Annotated in this window: 20 protein-coding genes; all 20 read left to right on the plus strand. The window is 71.5% G+C overall.

All coding sequences use genetic code 11. The features are described 5' to 3' along the window. Window positions 1-447 precede the first annotated feature (447 nt). The 20 genes from AB0395_RS28550 (at window position 448) to AB0395_RS28645 (ending at window position 20983) form a co-directional block, all read left to right on the plus strand. Window positions 448-870 (plus strand): ribonuclease domain-containing protein, encoded by a 423-nt coding sequence (locus AB0395_RS28550; RefSeq protein ID WP_366286129.1) that lies wholly within the window; start codon window positions 448-450, stop codon window positions 868-870. 336 nt (window positions 871-1206) lie between these two features. Then, entirely contained in the window at window positions 1207-1887 is a 681-nt protein-coding gene (locus tag AB0395_RS28555; RefSeq protein WP_366286131.1) for a helix-turn-helix domain-containing protein, read from the plus strand. Between the two features lie 276 nt (window positions 1888-2163). After that, window positions 2164-3213 (plus strand): acyl-CoA dehydrogenase family protein, encoded by a 1050-nt coding sequence (locus AB0395_RS28560; protein WP_366286134.1) that lies wholly within the window; start codon window positions 2164-2166, stop codon window positions 3211-3213. A 2-nt stretch (window positions 3214-3215) separates the two neighbouring features. Beyond that, a complete protein-coding gene (locus AB0395_RS28565; protein WP_366286136.1) occupies window positions 3216-4343 on the plus strand; it encodes an acyl-CoA dehydrogenase family protein in 1128 nt (375 codons plus the stop codon). 184 nt (window positions 4344-4527) lie between these two features. Further along, window positions 4528-5763: an ABC transporter substrate-binding protein gene (locus AB0395_RS28570; RefSeq protein ID WP_366286138.1), complete on the plus strand. Its 1236-nt coding sequence runs from the start codon at window positions 4528-4530 to the stop codon at window positions 5761-5763. A 7-nt stretch (window positions 5764-5770) separates the two neighbouring features. Next, window positions 5771-6637 (plus strand): branched-chain amino acid ABC transporter permease, encoded by an 867-nt coding sequence (locus AB0395_RS28575; protein ID WP_366286139.1) that lies wholly within the window; start codon window positions 5771-5773, stop codon window positions 6635-6637. 2 nt (window positions 6638-6639) lie between these two features. Beyond that, the gene (locus AB0395_RS28580) at window positions 6640-8523 is read left to right on the plus strand and encodes an ATP-binding cassette domain-containing protein (RefSeq protein ID WP_366286141.1); all 1884 of its coding nucleotides are present in this window, start codon (window positions 6640-6642) and stop codon (window positions 8521-8523) included. After that, complete coding sequence (locus AB0395_RS28585; protein ID WP_366286144.1) at window positions 8523-9272, plus strand: ABC transporter ATP-binding protein; 750 nt, start codon at window positions 8523-8525, stop codon at window positions 9270-9272. Before AB0395_RS28580 ends, AB0395_RS28585 begins: the two co-directional genes overlap by 1 nt. A 17-nt stretch (window positions 9273-9289) precedes the next feature. Continuing rightward, complete coding sequence (fabG, locus tag AB0395_RS28590) at window positions 9290-10036, plus strand: 3-oxoacyl-ACP reductase FabG (RefSeq protein ID WP_366286146.1); 747 nt, start codon at window positions 9290-9292, stop codon at window positions 10034-10036. A gap of 2 nt (window positions 10037-10038) precedes the next feature. Next, window positions 10039-11304, plus strand: coding sequence for a CaiB/BaiF CoA-transferase family protein (locus tag AB0395_RS28595; protein ID WP_366286252.1), 1266 nt, complete (start codon window positions 10039-10041; stop codon window positions 11302-11304). A gap of 162 nt (window positions 11305-11466) precedes the next feature. Then, entirely contained in the window at window positions 11467-13572 is a 2106-nt protein-coding gene (locus AB0395_RS28600) for an acetate--CoA ligase family protein (protein ID WP_366286149.1), read from the plus strand. Continuing rightward, a complete protein-coding gene (locus tag AB0395_RS28605) occupies window positions 13565-14014 on the plus strand; it encodes a MaoC family dehydratase N-terminal domain-containing protein (RefSeq protein WP_366286151.1) in 450 nt (149 codons plus the stop codon). The genes AB0395_RS28600 and AB0395_RS28605 overlap by 8 nt, the downstream gene beginning before the upstream one ends. Next, window positions 14011-14571 (plus strand): MaoC/PaaZ C-terminal domain-containing protein, encoded by a 561-nt coding sequence (locus AB0395_RS28610; protein WP_366286153.1) that lies wholly within the window; start codon window positions 14011-14013, stop codon window positions 14569-14571. The genes AB0395_RS28605 and AB0395_RS28610 overlap by 4 nt, the downstream gene beginning before the upstream one ends. Further along, a complete protein-coding gene (locus AB0395_RS28615; RefSeq protein WP_366286156.1) occupies window positions 14568-14999 on the plus strand; it encodes an OB-fold domain-containing protein in 432 nt (143 codons plus the stop codon). The genes AB0395_RS28610 and AB0395_RS28615 overlap by 4 nt, the downstream gene beginning before the upstream one ends. After that, window positions 14999-16165 carry an acetyl-CoA acetyltransferase gene (locus AB0395_RS28620; RefSeq protein ID WP_366286158.1) on the plus strand — a complete coding sequence of 389 codons (1167 nt, stop codon included), beginning with the start codon at window positions 14999-15001 and terminating at the stop codon, window positions 16163-16165. The genes AB0395_RS28615 and AB0395_RS28620 overlap by 1 nt, the downstream gene beginning before the upstream one ends. Before the next feature lie 256 nt (window positions 16166-16421). Further along, window positions 16422-17201, plus strand: coding sequence for an enoyl-CoA hydratase-related protein (locus AB0395_RS28625; protein ID WP_366286161.1), 780 nt, complete (start codon window positions 16422-16424; stop codon window positions 17199-17201). Then, the gene (locus AB0395_RS28630) at window positions 17198-18001 is read left to right on the plus strand and encodes an enoyl-CoA hydratase/isomerase family protein (protein WP_366286164.1); all 804 of its coding nucleotides are present in this window, start codon (window positions 17198-17200) and stop codon (window positions 17999-18001) included. Before AB0395_RS28625 ends, AB0395_RS28630 begins: the two co-directional genes overlap by 4 nt. 3 nt (window positions 18002-18004) lie before the next feature. Next, window positions 18005-18790 (plus strand): electron transfer flavoprotein subunit beta/FixA family protein, encoded by a 786-nt coding sequence (locus AB0395_RS28635; RefSeq protein WP_366286166.1) that lies wholly within the window; start codon window positions 18005-18007, stop codon window positions 18788-18790. Between the two features lie 13 nt (window positions 18791-18803). Further along, window positions 18804-19766: an electron transfer flavoprotein subunit alpha/FixB family protein gene (locus tag AB0395_RS28640; protein ID WP_366286168.1), complete on the plus strand. Its 963-nt coding sequence runs from the start codon at window positions 18804-18806 to the stop codon at window positions 19764-19766. After that, window positions 19766-20983 (plus strand): MFS transporter, encoded by a 1218-nt coding sequence (locus tag AB0395_RS28645; protein WP_366286170.1) that lies wholly within the window; start codon window positions 19766-19768, stop codon window positions 20981-20983. Before AB0395_RS28640 ends, AB0395_RS28645 begins: the two co-directional genes overlap by 1 nt. Window positions 20984-21043: the final 60 nt, after the last annotated feature.

The raw sequence follows: 21043 nt of genomic DNA on the forward strand, positions 1-21043 counted from the left end.
CTAGGGGTGAAAAGGGGAAGCCGAACAGGAAGCCACCGATCCCCGCGTACCCCAGGACGCGCACTGATTATCGCCACGAAAACTGTATGAGATCAATGAATTGTATTATGGCGACATGAATTGACAGAAAAGTTGATTATGAAGAAAGTTCACTTTAAATGGCGCTGGCTTGGTGGGAGGGTTCGGGGGGCGTGCCATGCGAGTTCCGTTGGGGCGGCTGCGGGGCTTGGGGTCGGCGGTCCGTTTGTGTGGGTTGCGGGGCCGATCGGTGACTGTGTGCTTCGAGTCCGAAAATCACGGAGTGAAGCGCCCGGACGTGGCCGTGGCGTCGACCCGGTGCCGCGAAGAGTTCACCGTACCTTTGGCGATCTTTGCCTTTATTCGACCTGATTTGGGCGGTGATTCTGATGGGGGTCCTTCCCCCCGCATCCCCCGCAAGGAGGCTTCGTGCACACTCAGGAACGTCCCCGATCTTCCTGGTCGGTACGGCTCACGGTCATACTCGCCACCCTCACGTCCCTGGTCGGCCTGGTCGGCGTGGTTGGCGTCACCCCCGCCAACGCGTCGGTCTTCAACTCCTGCACCATCGCGCGGTGCTCCGACGCGCGCTCGGCCAACGCGACCTGGGCCGCCAAGGGCTATCCGACCAGTAGCGGCTGGTACTCCTGGCCGGACGGCAAGTACAACTACACCGGCGGGCGCTTCCAGAATCGTGAGGGTCAGCTTCCCAGCGGCGCCACCTATTACGAGTACGACGTGTACTCGCGGGCGAAGGGGGCCGCGCGTGACGCGTACCGGATCGTCGTCAACCGCAGCACCGGGGTGACCTGGTTCTCACCGAACCACTACACCGATTTCTACCGGCTCTAAGACTTCCGCGACGCCCGTCGCGCCTGCGTCGCCGTGACGGCTGACGGTGTTCGCCGGCGGATGCGCGTGCCAGACCCGCGCCGCCTTCTCCGGAAAGGCGGCGCGGGTTCCGCGCCTCACGACGCGGGATCAAGTTTCCGGTGGTCGGGGGCGCCTGGCGATGCCGCGGCTGGGGAGGCGCGGGTGGCCGACGGTCTCGCGGCGTGGGGAACGGCACTGCGAAGACCCGGGTCACGTCGTAGACTGAATGATATTCAGAGATTCCGCGTATGCTGAGCGGTCGAAAACCGCAGCCGCAGCCGATCCGGATCGGAGAACTACGTGGTAAAGGCCGGAGTGAAGTCGAGGAAGCAGGGGGAGCCGCCTCAGCTGACCGGGGAGGCCGAGCCGAACATCGATCTCGATGACCCGCGGTTGCAGACCGCGGCCGCCCAGGGGCTGATGAGCGCGGCCCGCGATCTTTTCGTCAGGCAGGGCTTCTCCGCGACGAGTGTCAGCGACATCACCGAGCGCGCCGGGATGAGCGTGGGCTCGCTCTACTACCACTACGGCAGCAAGACCAATGTCTACCTGGCCATATGGCTGCAGTACCAGCGCAGTCAGGAGGTGCGGGCGCGGGAGGCGGTCGCGGCGGTGCGCGCCGCCGGAGTCACCGACGGGCTGCGCCTGTACCTCTCCGGCACCCGCGCCTACCTGCTGGGCGCCTGGGAGCACCGGGACGTGGTGCTGCTGGTCGCCGACGGGGACACGCCTCCGGGGTTCGGGCTGCGGATGCGCCGGATCAACCAGGAGTGGTTGCGGCGTAACGGTGCGCTGCTGAGCGGGAACACCAATCTGTTCGCGAGCGACGACTCGCTGGGGGCCCGCGCGCTGGTCGCGATCGTCACCGACGCCATGAGCGGGATCTGTCGTGAGGTGGCCGCCTGTGCGACCCGCGAGGAGGCTGAAGAACTGGTGGCCAGGGCCATCGACGTCTTCGCGCGGCTGGCCGACGTCCAGCTGGAGGGCCACTCCTAGGGGGGATCTACGGCTGAATGTCATTCACCGTCGGCACGGGGTGCCGGCGGTGATTTTTTTGTCCCTTTTGCGGTCGAGCCACGGAGCTGCCTCGAAGGGAAAATCCCTGGTAGGAGACAGATTTTCGGCTGAGGCGCCGAGTTTTCGGTTTGTTACGTCAAGGTAACGACCATGTTTCCATTGACGCCCTTCGCGGCCACGTGTTAGACCTCATCTGAACGTCATTCAGTGGTCATCCGGCCCTGGAGGGTTCGGTGGAGGCACAGGAGGTGCGGCGTGCACGCTCTGCTCAGTGATGAGCAACGGATGCTCAAAGAGGTGGCCGGTCAGATCGCCGGCTCGTCGGGCCTGGAGAATCCCGGCGACCTGGCCACCCGGGACCGGGCCGCGGCCTGGCAGGCTCTGGCGCAGGCGGGCCTGCTGGCGTTGCGGATGCGCGACGAGGACGGGCGGCCCGCAGGCTCCGGGGTCGAGGTCGCCGTGGTGGCCGAGGCGCTGGGCGCAGGGCTGGTGCCCGTGCCGTACCTCGGGTCCGCGGTTCTCGCCACGGAACTGCTGGTACTGGCGGGCGCCGATGAGGAGGCCGGGGAACTGGCCGACGGGGTTTCACGGGCCGGGGTGCTGCTGGACCGGCGGCTGTCCGGCCTGGCCCGGCTGCCGGGCGGCGGCCCGTGGTACGGCTGGGACGTCGACGGCGCGGCGGAGGCGCTGGCCCTGGTGGACTCGCCCGAGGGCCCCCGGGTGGCGCGAGTCCCGCTGGACACCGGTTTCGCCCAGGTCGACGGCGCCGACCTCACCCGCGCGACGGCCCGCCGCGACGCCCCGCTCGACCCGGCCCGGCTGCGGACGGTCGGCCGCCCGCTTGAGGCCGGGGACCTGGCCCGTTGGGAGGCGCTCGCGCTGGCCGCGATCTGCGCCGACACGGTCGGCGTGATGCGCGCCGCGGTGACGCGGGCCGTCGACTACGCCAAGGAACGCGTGCAGTACGGCGTGCCCATCGGATCGTTCCAGGCGGTGCAGCACCTGTGCGCCGAGGCGTACGTGAACGCGGAGGCGGCGGCGAGCGCCACCAACTACGCCGCGTGGGCGGTGGACGAGCTGGAGCCGGAAGAGGCACTGCTGGCCGCGCGGACCGCCAAGGCCCACTGCGCGAGCGTCGCACGCGAGGTGACCGAGACGGTCATGCAGGTCTTCGGCGGCATCGGCCAGACCTACGAGCACATCGCGCACGTGCACACCCGGCGCGCCCTGATGAACCGCCAGCTCTTCGGGGACGAGGGCACCCAGCTGCTGCGCATCGCCGACGTCCGGTTGACGGGAGAGTGACCATGGATTACCGAGACACCCCGCAAGAGGCGGAGTTCCGCGCGTCCCTGCGCCAGTGGCTGACCGAGAACATCCCGGTCGGCTGGGACAAGATCGAGGACCCGGAGGCGGCCGCGCAGATGCGCAGGGCCTGGCACCGCACCCTGTACCAGGCCGGATATGTGGGGATGAGCTGGCCGGTCGAGTACGGCGGGCGCGGGCTGAGCGCCGCCTACGACGCGATCCTCAACGAGGAGGCCGGCAACCTGAACGCGCCCTCGCTGCCCTCGGTGGGATACATGGGGCGGGCCGTCTACACCTACGGCTCAGAGGAGCAGAAGAAGCACTTCCTGCCGACCCTGCTCTCCGGCGAGGCGCAGTGGTGCCAGGGGTTCAGCGAGCCGGAGGCCGGCTCCGACCTCGCCTCGCTGCGCACGACGGCCCGGCTGGACGGCGACCACTACGTGGTGAACGGGCAGAAGATGTGGACCAGCGGCGGCCAGTACGCCGACTGGTGCCTGCTGCTGGCCCGCACCGACTCCGACGTCCCCAAGCACAAGGGCATCTCGTGCTTCCTGGTGTCGATGAAGGAGCCCGGCGTCACGGTACGGCCCATCATCATCGCCAGCGGGGAGGCGGAGACCTGCGAGGTCTTCTGGGACGAGGTGCGCATCCCGGTGAGCCAGCGGCTCGGCGAGCCCGGCGAGGGCTGGCGGATCGCGATGACCACGGTGGCCTACGAGCGTGGCCCGGCCGACATCGGGTTCATCGCCTCCTATCGCCGCACCCTGGCCAGGGTCGAGCGGCTCGCCGCAGAGCGCGGGCTGCTCGACCAGCCCGAGACGCGCAAGCAACTGGCCCGCGCGTACGTGCGCGGCGAGGTGCTGCGCCTCAACTGCGTCGAGCAGCTGGCGGCGCGGGTCTCCGGGCAGCAGCCGGGCCCGGAGGGCTCGGTCGCCAAACTGCTCTGGGCCGACGCCGAGCAGTCCCTCCAGCACCTGGCCATGGACATCCTCGGTGCCGACGAGCTGACCGGCACCGAGAGCGGATGGCTCAGCTCGTACTTCACCTCCCGCCCGGTCAGTGTGTACGGCGGGTCGGCGCAGATCCAGAAGAACATCATCGCGAGAATGCTCGGCCTACCCCGCTGAGCCAGGTTCACCCCCTTTCCCGCCCGGACAGGTGACCCGGGCGACGGTGCCACGCGCCCGGCCTGAGCGGCGCATCCCCGGCGGCCTTCCAGAGCCCGCCCATCTCCCGCGCACACCGCGGTCCCAGCAAAACCCTGAACGTCATTCAGTCGCAGGATCCCCCCACTCGGCTGAGGAGGCCGTAATGACATCACGGCGCACCCGTATCGCGACCTTACTGACCACCCTGGTGGTGACGCTTCCCCTCGCCGCGTGCGGCGACGGCGGCGGCACCGAATCCGCCGGCGGTGACAAACCCTTCGTCGTCTACTTCACCGGTGACTACTCCGGTGCCGTCTCGACCAACAACGCCAGCCTGGAGGCGGGCATCAAGATCGCCGCGGAGGAGTTCAACGCCTCGGGCGGCATCGAGGGCCGGAAGATCGTGGTCGAGACGGCCAACGACCAGAACGACCCCACCAAGGCGGTCAGCCTGTTGCAGCAGCGGCTGTCCTCCGGCACCAAGCCGGACCTGGTGTATCCCGGCGGATCGAGCGCGGTCTCGCTGTCGCTGCTGCCCATCCTGACCCGGCAGAAGGTCCTGTCCGTCGGCGGCACGGTGAGCACGCTGCTCAACGACCCGGCCAAGTACCCCTACCACTTCGGCGTCTCCTCGCCCGGTAAGGACTACGCCCCCGCGCTGATCTCGGTCGCGCAGTCCAAGGGCTACAAGAAGATCGCCATGCTGTACTCCAACGACGCCACCGGCCAGAGCTCGGCGGCGATCTACAAGGCGGCGGTGCAGGGCGCCGGAATGGAGTTCGTCGAGGCCCGCTATGAGGCGACCTCGCTGGACATGAGCTCCCAGCTCAACCAGCTGCGCTCGCAGAACCCGGACGCGCTGGTGCTCAACGGCTACGGCACCGCCGCGCTCTACACGATGCGCAGCCGGGCCCAGATCGGCTGGGACGTCCCCACCTACTGCGACCAGCTCGGCTCGAGCTTCCCCTACCTGAAGAACCTCGGGGCGGACCAGCTCAAGGGCGTCAACGTGGTGTTCTCCGCGGCGACCCTGTCCACCAGTGAGCACCACCCGGGCCTGGCCGGCTTCATCGGGAAGATCAAGTCCGGTCCCGCGGCCACCGGGATGTCCAGCACCGGCTGGGGTCTGTACGCCACCGGTCACGACGCGCTCGCCGTGGTCGTCCACGCGGCCAGGCAGGCCAAGTCCACCGACCCCGACAAGCTCAAGGCGGCGATGGAGAGCCTGGCCAAGCCGACCGAGGCGCCGCTGTGGTTCAACGCCGGACCGGCGGGCCAGTACCTGCAGTACGCCTACTCGGGAACGAACCACTTCCCGACCGCCGGGGCCGACACCTTCCAGTACGTCTCGCCCGGCACCTACGACGGCGACGGCTTCTACTCGCCCGGCAAGGCGTGAGGCGGCGATGACGACGGTATGGGCGGGCCTGGCGACGGGCGCGATCTACTCACTGGTCGCGATCGGCTACAACGTGGTGCTGCTCGCCTCGGGCACGTTCAACTTCGCGCACGCCCAGCTGCTCATGGTCGGCACCTTCCTGGCCTACACGGGGGCGGTCAGCCTCGGGCTGCCGGCCATCCCGACCGTTCTGCTCGCCGCGGCGGGCACGGCGGCGGTGGCCCTGATCGAGGAGCGGATCGCGATCCGGCCGCTCCTCGGCAGGTCGGACGCGCACGGCGCGCTGATCACCACGGTCGGCGCCGCGACGATCCTGGACGGCCTGGCCGCCGCGATCTGGGGCAGGCAGCCCCTGACCGTGCCTTCGGGCCTGCCGGAACGGCCGCTGGAACTGCTCGGCGGCGCGGTCCGGCCGATCGACCTGGTGCTGATCGTGCTCACCCTGGTGGTCGGCGTCGGGCTGCACCTGTGGTCCCGGCACACCCTCACCGGCCTCGCCTCGCTGGCCTCAGCGGAGGACCGGCAGGCGGCCTCGGCCCGCGGCATCAACGTACGGCTGCTCGGCGTCGGCGCCTTCGTGCTGGCCGGGGCCATCGCCGGAGCGTTCGGGCTACTGGTCGGGGCGCGCACCTACGCGGTCTTCGACCTCGGGCACGCACTGGCCCTCTTCGGTTTCGTGGCGATCGCGATCGGCGGCTCGGGCAGCCAGCTGGGCGGACTGATCGGCGGCTTCGCCACCGGACTCATCTACGCGTTCGCCGTCCGCTACATCGGCGCGGCGTATCCGCAGCTCGTGGTCTTCGGGGTGTTCCTGCTGATCCTCTTCCTACGACCGCGCGGCCTCTTCGGCGCCGCGCTCGAACGGCGGGTGTAGCCATGACCGCATTGGCCGCATTCATCCACCGGTTCCGCCCGCTGGGCGCCCTGCTCCTGCTGGCACTCCTGATGGCCGGACCCGGAACGGGCCTGATCAACGCGTACTGGTCGCGCACGGTGATGCTGATCGCGATCCTGAGCCTGCTCGTCAGCGGCCTCAACGTCGTCCTCGGCTACGCCGGGGAGCTGGCCATGGGGCAGGTCGCGCTCTACGCCGTCGGCGCCTACGTCGCCGGTTACCTGGGTGTCAAGCTCGGCACGGCGAACGTGGTGCTGGCGCTGGCCGCGGCGATCGTCGCGGCGGTCCTGGTCGGGCTGGTGACCGGGATACCCGGCCTACGGCTCGGCGGCTGGTCGCTGGCGATGGTGACCTTCTTCCTCGTCATCCTGGTGCCGAACCTGATCGACGTCTTCGAGCACTTCACCGGCGGCACGCTCGGCCTGGCCGCGGCGGTGCCGACGCTGTTCGGCATGGAGATCACCGGCAACCGGCTGTACGTGCTGATCCTCGTGGTCACCGCGCTGTGGTTCGCCGTTGCCCGCAACCTGCTGCTCTCCCGGCACGGGAACATGTTCCTGGTGCTGAGGCAGAGCCCGATCCTCGCCTCGATCCTGGGCGTCTCGGTGTATCGGCTGAAGCTGCTCGTGTACGTCGTCGGCGCGATCCCGGCGGCCCTGGCGGGCGCGCTGTTCTCGATGCTCGACGGGTTCATCGCGCCGGAGACCTTCACCTTCGCCCTGGCGCTGAGCGTGCTGGCCGCCTCGGTCGTGGGCGGCGCGACGTCCGTCTACGGCGCCCTGGCCGGCGCGGCGGTGATGCAGCTCGGCCAGCAGACCTTCACCCAGTTCCAGGACTGGCAGCTGGTCATCTACGGTGCCTTCCTGCTGCTGGCCGGCGTCCTGTTCAACCGCGGCCTCGCCGGGCTCGCCCACGACGGCCTGGCCGCGGCCCGCCGCCGCGGCTGGCTGCCGCCGAGCCCGTCCGCTGCTGCCGCTGCCGCTGCCGCCGCGGAGGAGGAGCCGGAACTCGGGCAGTTGCGCGGCGCGGTGCTGCGGACCGAGGGGCTGAGCAAGTCCTTCGGCGGCAACAAGGCGCTCCAGGACGTCTCGATCGAGGCGCGCCCCGGCGAGGTGACCGCCCTGATCGGGCCCAACGGGTCCGGCAAGACCACCCTGCTCAACCTGATCTGCGGCTTCTACAAGCCGTCCGACGGGCGGCTGCTGCTGGACGACGAGCAGGTCGGCGGGCGGCCGCCGTACCGGATCGCCCGGCTCGGGGTGGCCAGGACCTTCCAGACCCCGCTGATTCCCAAGGACATGGACACGCTCGCCTTCGTCGCCACCGGCAGGTACGTGACCCACCGTGTCGGGCTCCTGGCGGCGGTGCTGCGGCTGCCCGCCTTCCGGCGCGGGTACGCGGCCGACAACGCCGAGGCGCTCGCGCTGCTGCGGCTGCTGGGCATCGAGGACGTCGCCGACCGGCCGGTGGACTCGCTCGCGCTGGGCACCCGCAGGCTGGTCGAGGTGGCCCGCTCGCTCGCCTCCGGTCCCCGGGTCTTCCTCTTCGACGAGGTCGGCTCAGGCCTCGACGAGAGCGACCTAGTGGTCCTGGAACGGGCGATCGACATGATCCGCAGGGCGGGCGGCACCGTGATCCTCGTCGAGCACAACTTCCCGCTGGTGCTCAAACTGGCCGATCGCATCCACGTGCTGAGCCAGGGACAGCTGATCGCCTCCGGCACCCCGGCGGAGATCCAGGCCGACCGCCGCGTGCTCGCCGAGTACACCGGCGCGGCCGACGAGGAGCCGGAGACCGAACCGGCGGGGGTCGCCGCCGAACCGGCCGCGACCGCGGAACCCGCCGCGCGGAAAGGAGGCCAGTGATGCTGTCGGCCGTCGGAATCACCGGTGGGTACGGAGACCTGCGCGTGCTCTGGGGGGTGGACGTGGCGGTCCGCCCCGGACGGACAACCGTCGTGCTCGGGCGCAACGGCGCGGGCAAGACCTCACTGCTCTGCGCGATCGCGGGACTGCTCCCGACGGTCAGCCAGGGCACGGTCGAGCTCAACGGGCAGGACATCAGCGGGACCCCGGCGCACCGGCGGGTACGCGCCGGGCTGGCGCTGGTGCAGGAGAACAAGCGGGTCTTCCACGCCCGCACGGTCGAGGAGAACCTGCTCCTCGGCGGGTACGCGCTGGGCGGCCTCAGGCTGCGCAGCGCGGCCAGGCGCGAGGCACTGGAACAGGCCTACCAGCGCTTCCCCGTACTCGCGCAGCGGCGCAAGGTGCCGGCGGGCAGCATGTCCGGCGGCCAGCAGCAGATGCTCGCCATCGGCCAGGCGCTGATGCCCGGGCCGAAGCTGCTGATGCTCGACGAGCCCTCGGCGGGCCTGGCGCCCGCCATCGTCGACGAGGTTCTCACGATGGTCGCCGCGCTGCGCGACGAGGGACTGTCCATCCTGCTCGTCGAGCAGCGGGTTGAGAACGCGCTGGCGATAGCCGACGACGTGGTGGTGATGGAGAACGGGCGCGTCGTCACCGCGGGCCCCAAGACCGACTTCGACGACGGCGCGGTGATCCGCGAGGTGTACCTGGGCCGGTCGGACGAACAACTGACCACCGGTAACCGGTGAGAAGCAGGAGCACAGGAATGCAACTGAAGGACAGGGTCGCCGTCGTGACCGGCGCGGCCCAGGGGATCGGCCGCGCCGTCGCGGAAGCGTACGCCGACGAGGGTGCGCGGGTCGCGGTGGTCGACGTGCAGGGCGACGCCGCGGAGAAGGTGGCCGCCGGGATTCGCGAGGCGGGAGGACAGGCGCTCGCCGTGGCGTGCGACGTGTCGAGCCGGGCGGAGGTGAACCGGGCCGCGGCGACCGTCAAGGAGGCCTACGGGCCGATCGACGTCCTCGTGAGCAACGCGGGCGTCACCCGCCCCGCGATGCTGCACAAGATGACCGACGAGCAGTGGGACCAGGTCATCGCGGTGCACCTGTCCGGCTCGTTCTACTGGCTACAGGCCGTGGTCCACGACATGATCGAGCGGGAGAGCGGGCGGATCGTCTTCACCTCCTCCTCCACCGCGCAGAACGGCTCCATCGGGCAGGTCAACTACGCCTCCGCGAAGTCCGGGATGCTCGGCATGATGCGCTCCGCGGCACGTGAACTCGGCCGCTACAACATCCTCGTGAACGCGGTCGCCCCCACCGCGGCGACCGAGATGACGCTCAAGGTGCGCACCGACCCGCGCTTCGCCGACGGGATCAAACGGCTGCCGCTGCGCCGCTACGCCGAGCCAGAGGAGATCGCGCCCACCTTCGTCTACCTCGCCTCGGAGGCCTCCAGCTACGTCACCGGCCAGGTGATCTCGGTGGACGGCGGCGGGATGATGGTGCGTTGACGATGGCGGTGAGCTCGGGGCGCGGGCCACTGGACGGGATACGGGTCGTCACCTTCGCCCAGCTGTACCAGGGGCCGTACGCGACGATGCTGCTCGCCGACCTCGGCGCCGACGTGATCGTGGTCGAACGGCCGGGCACCGGGGACCCGGCCCGCGGTCAGGGCGTCATGTTCGACGCCCTGAACCGGGGCAAGCGCTCGATGACCCTGGACCTCAAACAGCCCGCCGACCAGGAGACGGCGCTGCGGCTGGTCCGCACCGCGGACGTCCTGTTCGAGGCGTACCGGCCGGGAACCATGGAGCGCTTCGGCCTCGGCTACTCCCGGGTGAGCGCCGTCAACCCCGGGCTGGTCTACGTGTCCGTCTCCGGATTCGGCCAGGACGGGCCGTACCGCGACAGGCCGGGGCACGACCTGATGTTCCAGGCGGTGGCCGGGCTGCTGGGCGGTCTCCGCGACCGGCCGGAGGCGGTGCTCCCGCCCCCGGACCTGGAGACGGGCGGCATCGTCGGCGCGCTCTACGCCGCCCTGGGCGCGATGGTCGGCCTGGTCGGCCGGGCCGCGACCGGGCGGGGCACGCACGTCGACCTGTCCACCCACGAGGCGCTGATGTCGATCCTGTCGCTCCGGTTCGAGCCGGTGCTCAACGGGCCGGACGGCTCCGCCGCCGCGCCGGGCCGCGAGCCCGGCTACGGGATGTACCGGTGCGCCGACGGGCTGCTGATCGCGCTGGGCATCGGCTTCGAGGACCATTTCTGGGCGGCGCTGTGCCAGGCGACCGGGCTGACCGCTCACGCGCGGCTGAGCCAGGCCGAACGCCTGGCGAGGGGTGACGCGCTCGCCGGTGAACTGGCCGGGGCGCTGGCCACCCGCACCCGCGCCGAATGGCAGGAGACGTTCGACCGGATCGGGGTCCCGGCCTGCCCGGTCCACCGGCTGCGGGAGGCGCTCAGCGACCCCCATGTGGCGGCACGCCGTACGATCCGGCCGCTGTCCGGCCAGTCCTCGCCAGGCCGGCTCTCGCCCGGCCAGTCCTCGCCCGTTCAGTCGCCGTCGGATCAGTCGCCGTCGGGTCAGTTCCCGCCGGGCCAGTCCCCGGCACGCCAGCCGCAGCCCGGACGGCCCCGGCGCTACGTGCGCCAGCCGCTGCGCCTGAGCGGGTACGCCGCGCCCGACCCCATCGCCGCCCCGCTCCTGGGCGAGCACACCGCTTCGATCCTGCGTGAGCTGACACCTCGATCGCACACCGAGGAGGCGAACCGGCCATGACCCCCCACACCCCCACGACCACGACCACCTGCCGGAAGGCGACCGGGCCATGGGCCCCGTCACGCCCCCGGAAGGGGACCGAGCCATGAGGGCCGTCGCGCCTCAGAGAGGGGACCGAGCCATGACCATGACCACCACCGACCTTCGAGGGGTGACCGAGCCATGACCGCCACCGAATCCCGCTCCGCACTCGACCGGCTTCTTTCCCCCCGCTCGATCGCGATGGTCGGCGCCTCCAACAGCCCGACCCGCATCGGCGGCACCGTCTTCGCCAACCTGCTCCGCGCCTTCCCCGGCGACGTGCATCCGGTTCACCCCAAGGACGAGGTGGTCCAGGGCCGTCAGGCCTTCCGTACCGTCGCCGAGTTGCCGGAACCCGTGGACATGGCGGTGATCGCGGTGCCCGCCCCGGCCGTGGTCGGCGTGGTCGCCGAGTGCGCCGCGCGGGGCATCGGCGGCGCGACCGTCATCACCTCGGGCTTCGCCGAGGCGGGCCCCGAGGGACTGGCCCTACAGGACCGCCTCACCGAGGTGGCCCGCGAAACCGGCATCCGGGTCATCGGCCCCAACTGCATCGGCTACATGAACACCCACGGCGGGGTGATGGCGAACTTCATGGTCACCGTGGACGAGCCGCTGCCTACGCCGGGACCGGTGGCCCTCGTCTCGCAGAGCGGCGGCTTCGGCTCCTACATCACCAACAAGGCGGTGCTCGCCGGGCTCAGGCTCGGCTGGTTCGTCTCCACCGGCAACGAGGCCGACGTGAACGTGGCGAACGTGCTGCGCCACCTGGTCGAGCGGCCCGAGGTCGGGGTGCTCCTGTCCTTCGCCGAGACGCTGCGCGACCCGGAGGTCTTCATCGAGACCGCGCGGCGCGCCGCCGAGCTGGACAAGCCGCTGGTGCTGCTCAAGGCCGGGCGCTCCGAAGAGGCGGCGCGGGCGGCGATGAGCCACACCGCCTCGATCGTCGGTTCCGCGGGGGTGCTCGACGCGGTCTGCCGGCAGTACGGCGTCTTCGTCGCCTCGACGATGGAGGAACTGCTCGACCTGGGCACCATCTTCCAGGACGGCCGCCGCGCCCGGGGCGACCGGGTGGTCGTGATGACCTCCTCCGGCGGCGCCGGGGTGCTGCTCGCCGACGAGGCGGGCCTGGCCGGGCTGTCGGTGCCGGTGCTGCCCGAGGAGGAGCAGCAGGCGCTGGCCGAGAAGATGCCGGTGCCGTTCTACGGCAGCACCGCCAACCCGGTCGACACCACCGCGCAGACCACCGCGATGCCCGAGGCGTACCGGAAGGTGCTCTTCTCGGTGGCGAACAGCCCGTCAACGGACATGCTCGCGGCGGTCACCTGGGCCCGGCCGGGCCCGGCCAACGACGCGATCGTGGAGATGTACCGGAGCACCGACAAACCGGTCGCGATCCTCTCCACCGCCTGGAGCGAGCAGTTCCAGGCGGCGGGGGTGCCGACCTACACCGACCCGCGCCGGGCCATGGTCGCGCTCGCCGCGCTCGCCCGGCAGTCGTGCCACCGCCCGGCGTCCGGCCCCGCGGGCTTCACCGCCGACGGTGACCGGGCGCGCCACGTCCGCGAGCTGCTGGCCGACGCCGGTGCGGAGACGACGCTGCTGGAGTCGACCGGCAAACGGATTCTGGCGGAGTACGGCGTGCCGGTGACCCGCGAGGAGCAGGTGTCGACCGCCGACGCCGCCGTGGAGGCGGCCGAGCGCATCGGCGGGCCGGTCGCGCTCAAGGTGATGTCGTACCAGCTGCCGCACAAGTCCGACGTCGGGGCGATCCGGCTCGGCCTGCGCGGGGCGGACGCGGTCAGGGCCGGATATCTGGAGATGCTCGCCGAGGTCACCGCCAGGGAACCGGAGGCGCGGATCGAGGGCGTGCTGGTCCAGCAGATGGTGCCCGCGCGGATGGAGCTGACCTGCGGGGTGAACCGCGACCCGGTCTTCGGCCCGATGGTCGCGCTCGGGCTCGGCGGCGTGCTCGTCGAGGTGCTCAGCGAGGCCGTACTGCTCCGCCCGCCGTTCGACGCCGACGCCGCAGGAGCGGCGCTGCGGGAGCTGCTCGGCGGACGCCTGGTGACCGGGCGGCGCGGGTTGTCCGAGCCGGAGCGGGAGGCGGTGGCCAGGATCATGGTCGGCCTCGGCGAGCTCGCGCTGGAACTGGACGAGGTGACCGAGGTCGACGTGAACCCGCTGCGCGTCGCCGACGACGCGGTGTACGCCGCCGACGCCCTGATCGTGGTGCGTCATGACTGATCGCAGCGGCCTGGTCGGCCACGAGTACCCGAGCTACAGCTTCCCGGTCGAGCACGGCAAGGTGCGCGAGTTCGCGCTCGCGGTCAAGAACGACGACCCGGTGCACCACGACGTCGAGGCGGCGCGGGCGGCCGGGTACCCGCACCTTCCCGTCCCGCCGACCTTCTCCGCGGTGACCAGTCACTGGGCCGCGCGAGGCGGCCTCGACGTGCTCGGCCTTGACCTGAAGCGGGTGCTGGCCGGGGGCGCCGAGTGGGAGTACCTCGGCGACATCGTCGCGGGCGACGTGCTGACCGTGCGGTCGCGGATCGCCGACGTGCTGAGCAAGAACGGAAGTCGCGGCCCGATGACGCTGGTGGTCACCGAGTACACCTTCGTCAACCAACGCGAGGAGACCGTGCTGCGGCTGCGCAGCACGGTGATCGAACTGGGGGAACGATGACCGAATCGGAGGCCGCGGTGAGTACGGCGCCGCGGAACCCGTCACCGGAGGCCACAACGGCCGCGGAGGCCACAACGGCCCCGATGGCCCCGGTGCCGCCGGACCCGTCCCAGGGCTCACCGGGGTACCCGGTGACGGCCGCCCCGACCCGCAGGATCGGCCCGCTGACCCGCACCGACTTCGTGCGGTACGCGGGAGCCGGTGGGGACTTCAACCCGATCCACCACGACGAGACCTTCGCCCGCGCCGCCGGATACCCCTCGGTGTTCGGGCACGGGCTGCTCACGGCCGGTGTCCTCGGCGGATACGCCGCCGCCTGGCTCGGCCGCAGGAACCTGCGCCGTCTCACCGTGCGGTACGTGGACCAGGTCTGGCCCGGCGACACCCTGGTGCTCACCGGCGAGGTGCTCCGCTCCGGCGGCACCCCGGACGGCGCGACCGAGGTCGAGGTGACGCTGACGGTGCACAGCGAGGCAGCGGGGCGCGGGCCGAGGCTCGTGCTCAGCGGCGGCGCGACCGCGACCTACCCGGCAGGGCGGCAGAGGAGGGAAACATGACCGAGCTCGCCCCGCACCGCGGCTACACCGACCGGCTCGCCGCGAGCATCGAGGGTACGGCGGGCGCGGCGGGCGCGGAAAGCGCTGAAGGAACCGTGCCGTTCCAGCGGTGCGACGACTGCCGGGCCGCGGTGTTCTACCCCAGGACGCTCTGCCCGGCGTGCGGCTCGACCAGGCTGAGCTGGAGCCGGAGTGCCGGTCTCGGCACGGTCTACTCGGCCAGCGTGCTCTCCCCGCGTGATGGCCTGCCGTACCCGGTCGTGCTGGTCGACCTCGACGAGGGGTTCCGCATGATGAGCACCGTCGTCGGCGTCCCCGCCGACGAGGTGCGGATCGGCACGCGGGTACGCGCCAGGGTCGAGCCGGACGGGCCGCGCGTCGTGTTCACCGTGCTCGCCGCAGAGGGCGACGACGAGGAGGAGGCGTGATGAACGGACCCGACCTGCGCGGCGCCGCCGCGATCGTGGGAGTCGCCGAGTCCGATCTCGGCGAGGTCGGCCCGGACCGGTACGCCGTCGACCTGGCCGCCCAGGCCGCCGCCGCCGCGCTCGCCGAGGCGGGGTTGTCCACCAGGGACGTCGACGGATTGTTCTGCGCGATCGCAGGACGTGGCATGGCGCCGCTCGACGTGGCCGAGTACCTGGGCGTCCGGCCCCGCTACACCGACGGCACGATGGTCGGCGGCAGCTCGTTCGTCTCGCACCTGTACCACGCCGCGTTGGCGATCGCGGCGGGGGCGTGCGAGGTCGCGCTGATCGTCTACGGCAGCACCGCCCGCTCCGACAGCGGCCGCGGCAGACTCGCCATGGGGCCGCCGGAACTGCCCTCCTACGAGGCGGCCTACCGGCCCCGCATGCCGATCACCGGATATGCGCTGGCCGCCGCCCGCCACATGCACCAGTACGGCACGACCCGCGCCCACCTCGCCGAGGTCGCGGTCGCCGCCCGGCGGTGGGCGATGCTCAACCCCAAGGCGTTCGCCCGCGACCCGCTGACCGTCGAGGACGTCCTCGCCGCGCGGATCGTCTCAAGCCCGCTGTCCACCCTGGACTGCTGCCTGGTCACCGACGGCGGCGGGGCGGTCGTGGTGACCGGCGCCGACCGCGCCAGGGACCTGCCCCGCCCCCCGGTGTACCTGCTGGGCGCGGGGGAGGCGCACTGGCATCGGAGCATCTCCCAGATGCCCGACCTCACCGTCACCGCCGCGACCGATTCATCCGCCCGTGCCTACGCCATGGCGAAGGTCGGGCCCGCGGACGTCGACGTCGTTCAGCTCTACGACGCCTTCACCATCAACACCGTCATGTTCCTCGAGGACCTGGGCTTCTGCGCCAAGGGGGAGGGAGGCGACTTCGTCTCCGGCGGCCGGATCGCGCCGGGCGGGGCACTGCCGGTCAACACCAACGGTGGCGGGCTGTCCTACTGCCATCCCGGGATGTACGGCATCTTCACCCTCATCGAGGCGGCCCGCCAGCTCAGGGGGGAGGCGGGGGACCGGCAGCGGCCCGGCGCCACGATCGCGCTCGCGCACGGCAACGGCGGCCAGTTCTCCAGCCAGGTGACCGCCATCCTCGGAACGGAGCAGAGCCTTTGACATCCTCCCGGCCCCGAAAGGACCGGGATTCCCGGCCGAAACCGGGTGGTTCGCGGTTCACAGCCCCGCCCAGCGGCTGGAGGGCTCCCCGCGCTGCCACCCCATGCCCTGGGGCGGTGGTGCGATGCCAGCTTGGTTATCGCCAGCTCGAACACCATAGCAAGCCCTGCCGAGCAGATCCGGAGAACACCATGAGAGACCGTTCCACATTTCCTCCCCGCCCTGAAGGACGGGGCATCCATGCTGGAGGAATGTGGTGAATCCGGCGGATCCCGTCCTGACCCGGCGTGAGGGTGCGGTGCTCACCGTCACGCTCAACCGCCCCGAACGGCTCAACGCGCTGGACGCGGCGACCCTGTACGCCCTCGCCGACGCCTGGCACGAGGCGGCGGACCCGGCCGTCCGGGCGGTCGTCGTCACCGGCGCGGGCCGCGGGTTCTGCGCGGGCGCCGACCTGCGCGCCCCACGGGACACCTCCCGTCCCGGCAGCACCGGGCTGCGCCACACCTACCACCCGCACGTGCTGGCGATGGCGGCGCTGGACAAGCCCGTGATCGCCGCGGTGAACGGACCGGCCGCCGGGGCCGGGCTTTCCCTGGCCGCCGCCGCGGACCTGCGGATCGCGGCGGAGGGGGCGAAGTTCGTCCCGGCGTTCACCGCGATCGGCCTGGTGCCGGACGCGGGCGGCGCCTACTTCCTGCCGCGCCTGCTCGGCTACGCCCGCGCCTACGAGTGGCTGGCGACCGGCAGGCCGCTGACCGCCGCCGAGGCGCTCACCTGGGGACTCGTCTCCGAGGTCGTGCCCGCCGGCGAACTGCTGTCCCACGCCACCAAGCTCGCCCACCAGATGGCCGACGCGCCGGGCATCGCGCTGGGACTCACCAAACGACTGCTCAACCACGGCCTGAACGTCGGGCTGGCCGAACTGCTCGACGAGGAGGCGCGGCTGCAGGCGCTGGCCGTCGCCGCGCCGGGACGGGACCAGGCCCGTGCCCGGATGGTCAACCGCATGTCCACGACCCGGGAGGAACGATGAGTGAGTACGCGACAGTGCTGGTCGACCGGAAGGACGGCCTGGTCACCGTCACGCTGAACCGCCCCGAGCGGCTCAACGCGATCGGCGGCGGGCTGGAGCGGGAACTGGGCCTGGCACTGGCCGAGATCGCCGCCGACCCGACGGTGCGGGCCGTACTGCTCCGCGGCGAGGGCCGGGCGTTCTGCGCAGGAGGCGACGTCAAGGACATGGCCGACCGCGCGGCCGACGAGGTCGGGCCCAGCCCGGCCCAGCAGGTCTACCAGCTCCTGCACGGCCGCGACATCCTGGAGACCATTCTGTCGGTGCCGCAGCCGATCGTCGCCGCAGTGCACGGCTACGCCATGGGACTGGGCGCGACGATAGCCCTGTTCTGCGACGTGGTGATCGCCGCCGAGGACGCCCAGTTCGCCGACACGCACGTCTCGGTCGGGCTGGTCGCGGGCGACGGGGGAGCGGTCGCCTGGCCGTTGGCCATGCCGCTCGGAGCCGCCAGGTACTACCTGATGACCGGCGACCGGCTCAACGGGACCGAGGCGGCCCGGCTGGGGCTGGCACTGCGCGCCGTACCGGCCGACCGGCTGCTGGAGGAGGCGACCGCGGTCGCGCGCCGGCTGGCGGACGCCGCACCGCTGGCGGTACAGGGCACCAAGGCCACGGTCAACAAGATCGTACGGGAGCGGCTGAACCTGCTGCTCGACCTGGGGCTCGTCCTGGAGGGCGGCACCTTCGTCAGCGAGGACCACAAAGAGGCGGCCGCCGCGTTCGTCGCCAAGCGCAAACCCAACTTCCAGGGACGGTGACCAATGAAGATCGTTGTCTGTGTCAAGCACGTGCCCGACATGGCGTCGGAACCCGGTTTCACCACCGACCACAGGGTCGACCGCGCCGGTGTCCAGGGGCGGCTGTCCGAACTGGACGAGCACGCCGTCGAGCAGGCGCTGCGCGTTGTGGACGCGGCGCCGGACACACACCTCACCTATCTGACCGTCGGACCGGCCGCGGCGGCCGAGGCGCTGCGCAGGGCGCTCGCGATGGGCGGCAATGCGGCGGTGCACGTCAGCGACGACGCGATCGCGGGTTCGGACGCACCGGCGACCGCGTTGGTGCTCGCCGCCGCGCTGCGCCGCCTCGAGCCCGATCTCGTGCTCTGCGCGATGGCCTCGACCGACGGCGGCACCTCGCTGGTGCCGGCGATGCTCGCCGAGCACCTGGCGCTGCCGCAGCTCACTTTTGCCGCCGAGCTGACCGTCGAGCCCGCCGCCACGACCGTGCGCGTCCGGCGTGACGGCTCGCAGGCGACGGAGCACCTGGAGTCGCCGCTGCCCGCGGTGGTCTCGGTGACCGACCGCACCGGCGAGGCCCGGTATCCGTCCTTCAAGGGGATCATGGCGGCGAAGAAGAAGCCGCTGGAGACCTGGAGCCTCGCCGACCTGGAGGTGCCCGCAGAGCAGGTGGGCGCCGCCGCGGCCCGCACGGTGGTCGACGGGATCACGGCCCGCCCGGCCAGGACGGCCGGTACCGCACTGCCCGACGAGGGCGAGGGCGGGCTACGGCTCGCCGACTTCCTGTCCGGCCAGAAGTTCATCTGAGGGAGGCGTCGCCATGGCAGAGATCCTGGTGCTCGTAGGGCACGTCGCGGGACAGGTCCGCAAGCCGAGTCTGGAACTGCTCACCCTGGCCCGCGGGCTCGGCACCCCGGTCGCCGTCTGCGCCGGGGCCGACCCCGGCGTGGAGGCGCTCGAGACGCTCGGCCGGTACGGCGCGCGGCGGATCCACCTGGTCGAGACGGAGGAGCTCGAGGAGTACCCGGTCGGCTGGGTGCAGATCCTGGCCGACATGGCCGCGGAAACGGCGCCGGAGGCGATCCTGCTCGAATCGACCCCGGAGGGCAAGGAGATCGCGGCGCGCCTGGCCGTACGGCTGGGCAGCGGCGTGCTCACCGACGCCGTTGACGTACGCCAGGGGCCGTCCGGTCCCGTGGTCACCCAGTGGGCCTTCGCGGCCGGATTCACGGTCACCTCCCGGGTGACCCGCGGTGTCCCGGTCATCGCCGTCAAACCGAACGCCGTCGCGCCCTCGCCCGCCCCGGTCGAACCGTCGATCAGCCGGGGCGGCCTGGCACTCGACGAGGCCTCCCTGCGCACCCGCGTCGCGTCGCGTGCCGTACGGCAGAGCACCGGCAGGCCGCAGCTGACCGAGGCGGAGGTCGTGGTGTCCGGCGGCCGGGGCCTGGGCGGCGCCGAGCACTTCGGGCTCGTCGAGCGGCTCGCCGACGCGCTGGGCGGCGCGGTTGGTGCATCCAGGGCGGCGGTCGACGCGGGCTGGTACCCCCACGCCTACCAGGTCGGCCAGACGGGCGTCACCGTGTCACCGCAGCTCTACCTGGCCATCGGGATCTCCGGCGCCATCCAGCACCGCGCCGGGATGCAGACCAGCAAGACGATCGTGGCGGTGAACAGGGATCCGGAGGCGCCCATCTTCGAGCTGGCCGACCACGGTGTGGTCGGCGACCTGTTCGCGGTGGTGCCCCAGCTGCTGGACGAGATCGCGCGGCGGCGAGATTAGTGGGAGTCTTCCGGGAGTTCCGGGAACTGCCTCGCGAGGTCGGGATCCTGACCGTCGTGGCGTTCACCGTCGCGGTCGGCTTCGGCATCCAGTCACCGGCCATCCCGGTCTTCGCCGGTGAGTTCGGAGTCGGCAGCACGGCGGTCGGCGCGCTGGTCTCCGCCTTCGCGTTCATGCGCCTGGCGACCGGGCTGCCCGGCGGCCGGCTGGTCAACCGGTTCGGTGAACGGACGATACTCACCATCGGCATGGCGCTGCTCGCGGTGACCAGCGTGCTGGCCGGGCTGTCCTGGAACTTCCCGCTGCTGCTCGTCTTCCGGGGAGCCTGCGGGATCGGTTCGGCGATGTACACGGTCTCGGCGATGAGCCTGCTGCTGCGGGTGACACCGGCGTCGTCCCGGGGCCGCGCGACCGGTCTGTTCCAGGGGGGCTACTACCTCGGCACGGTGACCGGCCCCGCGCTGGGCGGCGGCCTGCTCGGCGTCTCACCCCGGCTGCCGTTCTTCGTCTACGGCGTGGCGGTCGCGATCGCCGGGGCCATCGCGACGGTCGCGCTGGCGCGCGCCGCACGAGAGGACGAGCCGGAGGAGCAGGCCGGTGCCCCCCGGCAGCGGATATCGGTCGCCCGCGCACTGGGACACCCGTCGTACCGAGCAGCGCTGACCACGAACTTCGGCCTCGGCTGGGCGGTGTTCGGGGTACGCGTCTCGGTGCTGCCGCTCTTCCTGCTGCACGTGCTGCAGGCCGGTCCCGGCTGGATCGGGGTCGGCCTCGCGGTCGGCGCGGTCCTCCAGGCGGTCACCCTGCCGGTCGCGGGCCGCATAGCCGACGTGTGGGGACGCAGGCTCTCGCTGATCGCGGGAGAGGGCCTGATCTTCGGCAGCCTGATCATGGTCACCACCTGGCAGTCGCTGGCCGGATACCTGACGGCCTTCGCCCTGATGGGTCTCGGCACCGCCTTCTGCACCACCGGCGGAGCCGCCGCCGTCGGCGACGTGACCCAGGGGCGCGGTGGCACCGCGATAGCCACCTACCAGATGGCCGCCGACCTCGGCATGGTCGTCGGCCCGCTGCTGGCCGGGCAGATCGCCTCGTCCTACTCGTACGAGACCGCCTTCGCCGCCACCGCGGTCGTGGTGCTGATCGGGTTGATCATGGCGGTGGCGATCCCCAAGATGCTGTCATCGAACCCGGGCGCGGAACCGGCGGGCGGCTGAGACATCTCTGCAGGTGTCATGGGGCGACGGACGGCATGTCGGCACGCGGTGCGCGTGGGC

The sequence above is a fragment of the Streptosporangium sp. NPDC051023 genome, assembly GCF_040689595.1.
Taxonomy (GTDB): Bacteria; Actinomycetota; Actinomycetes; order Streptosporangiales; family Streptosporangiaceae; genus Streptosporangium.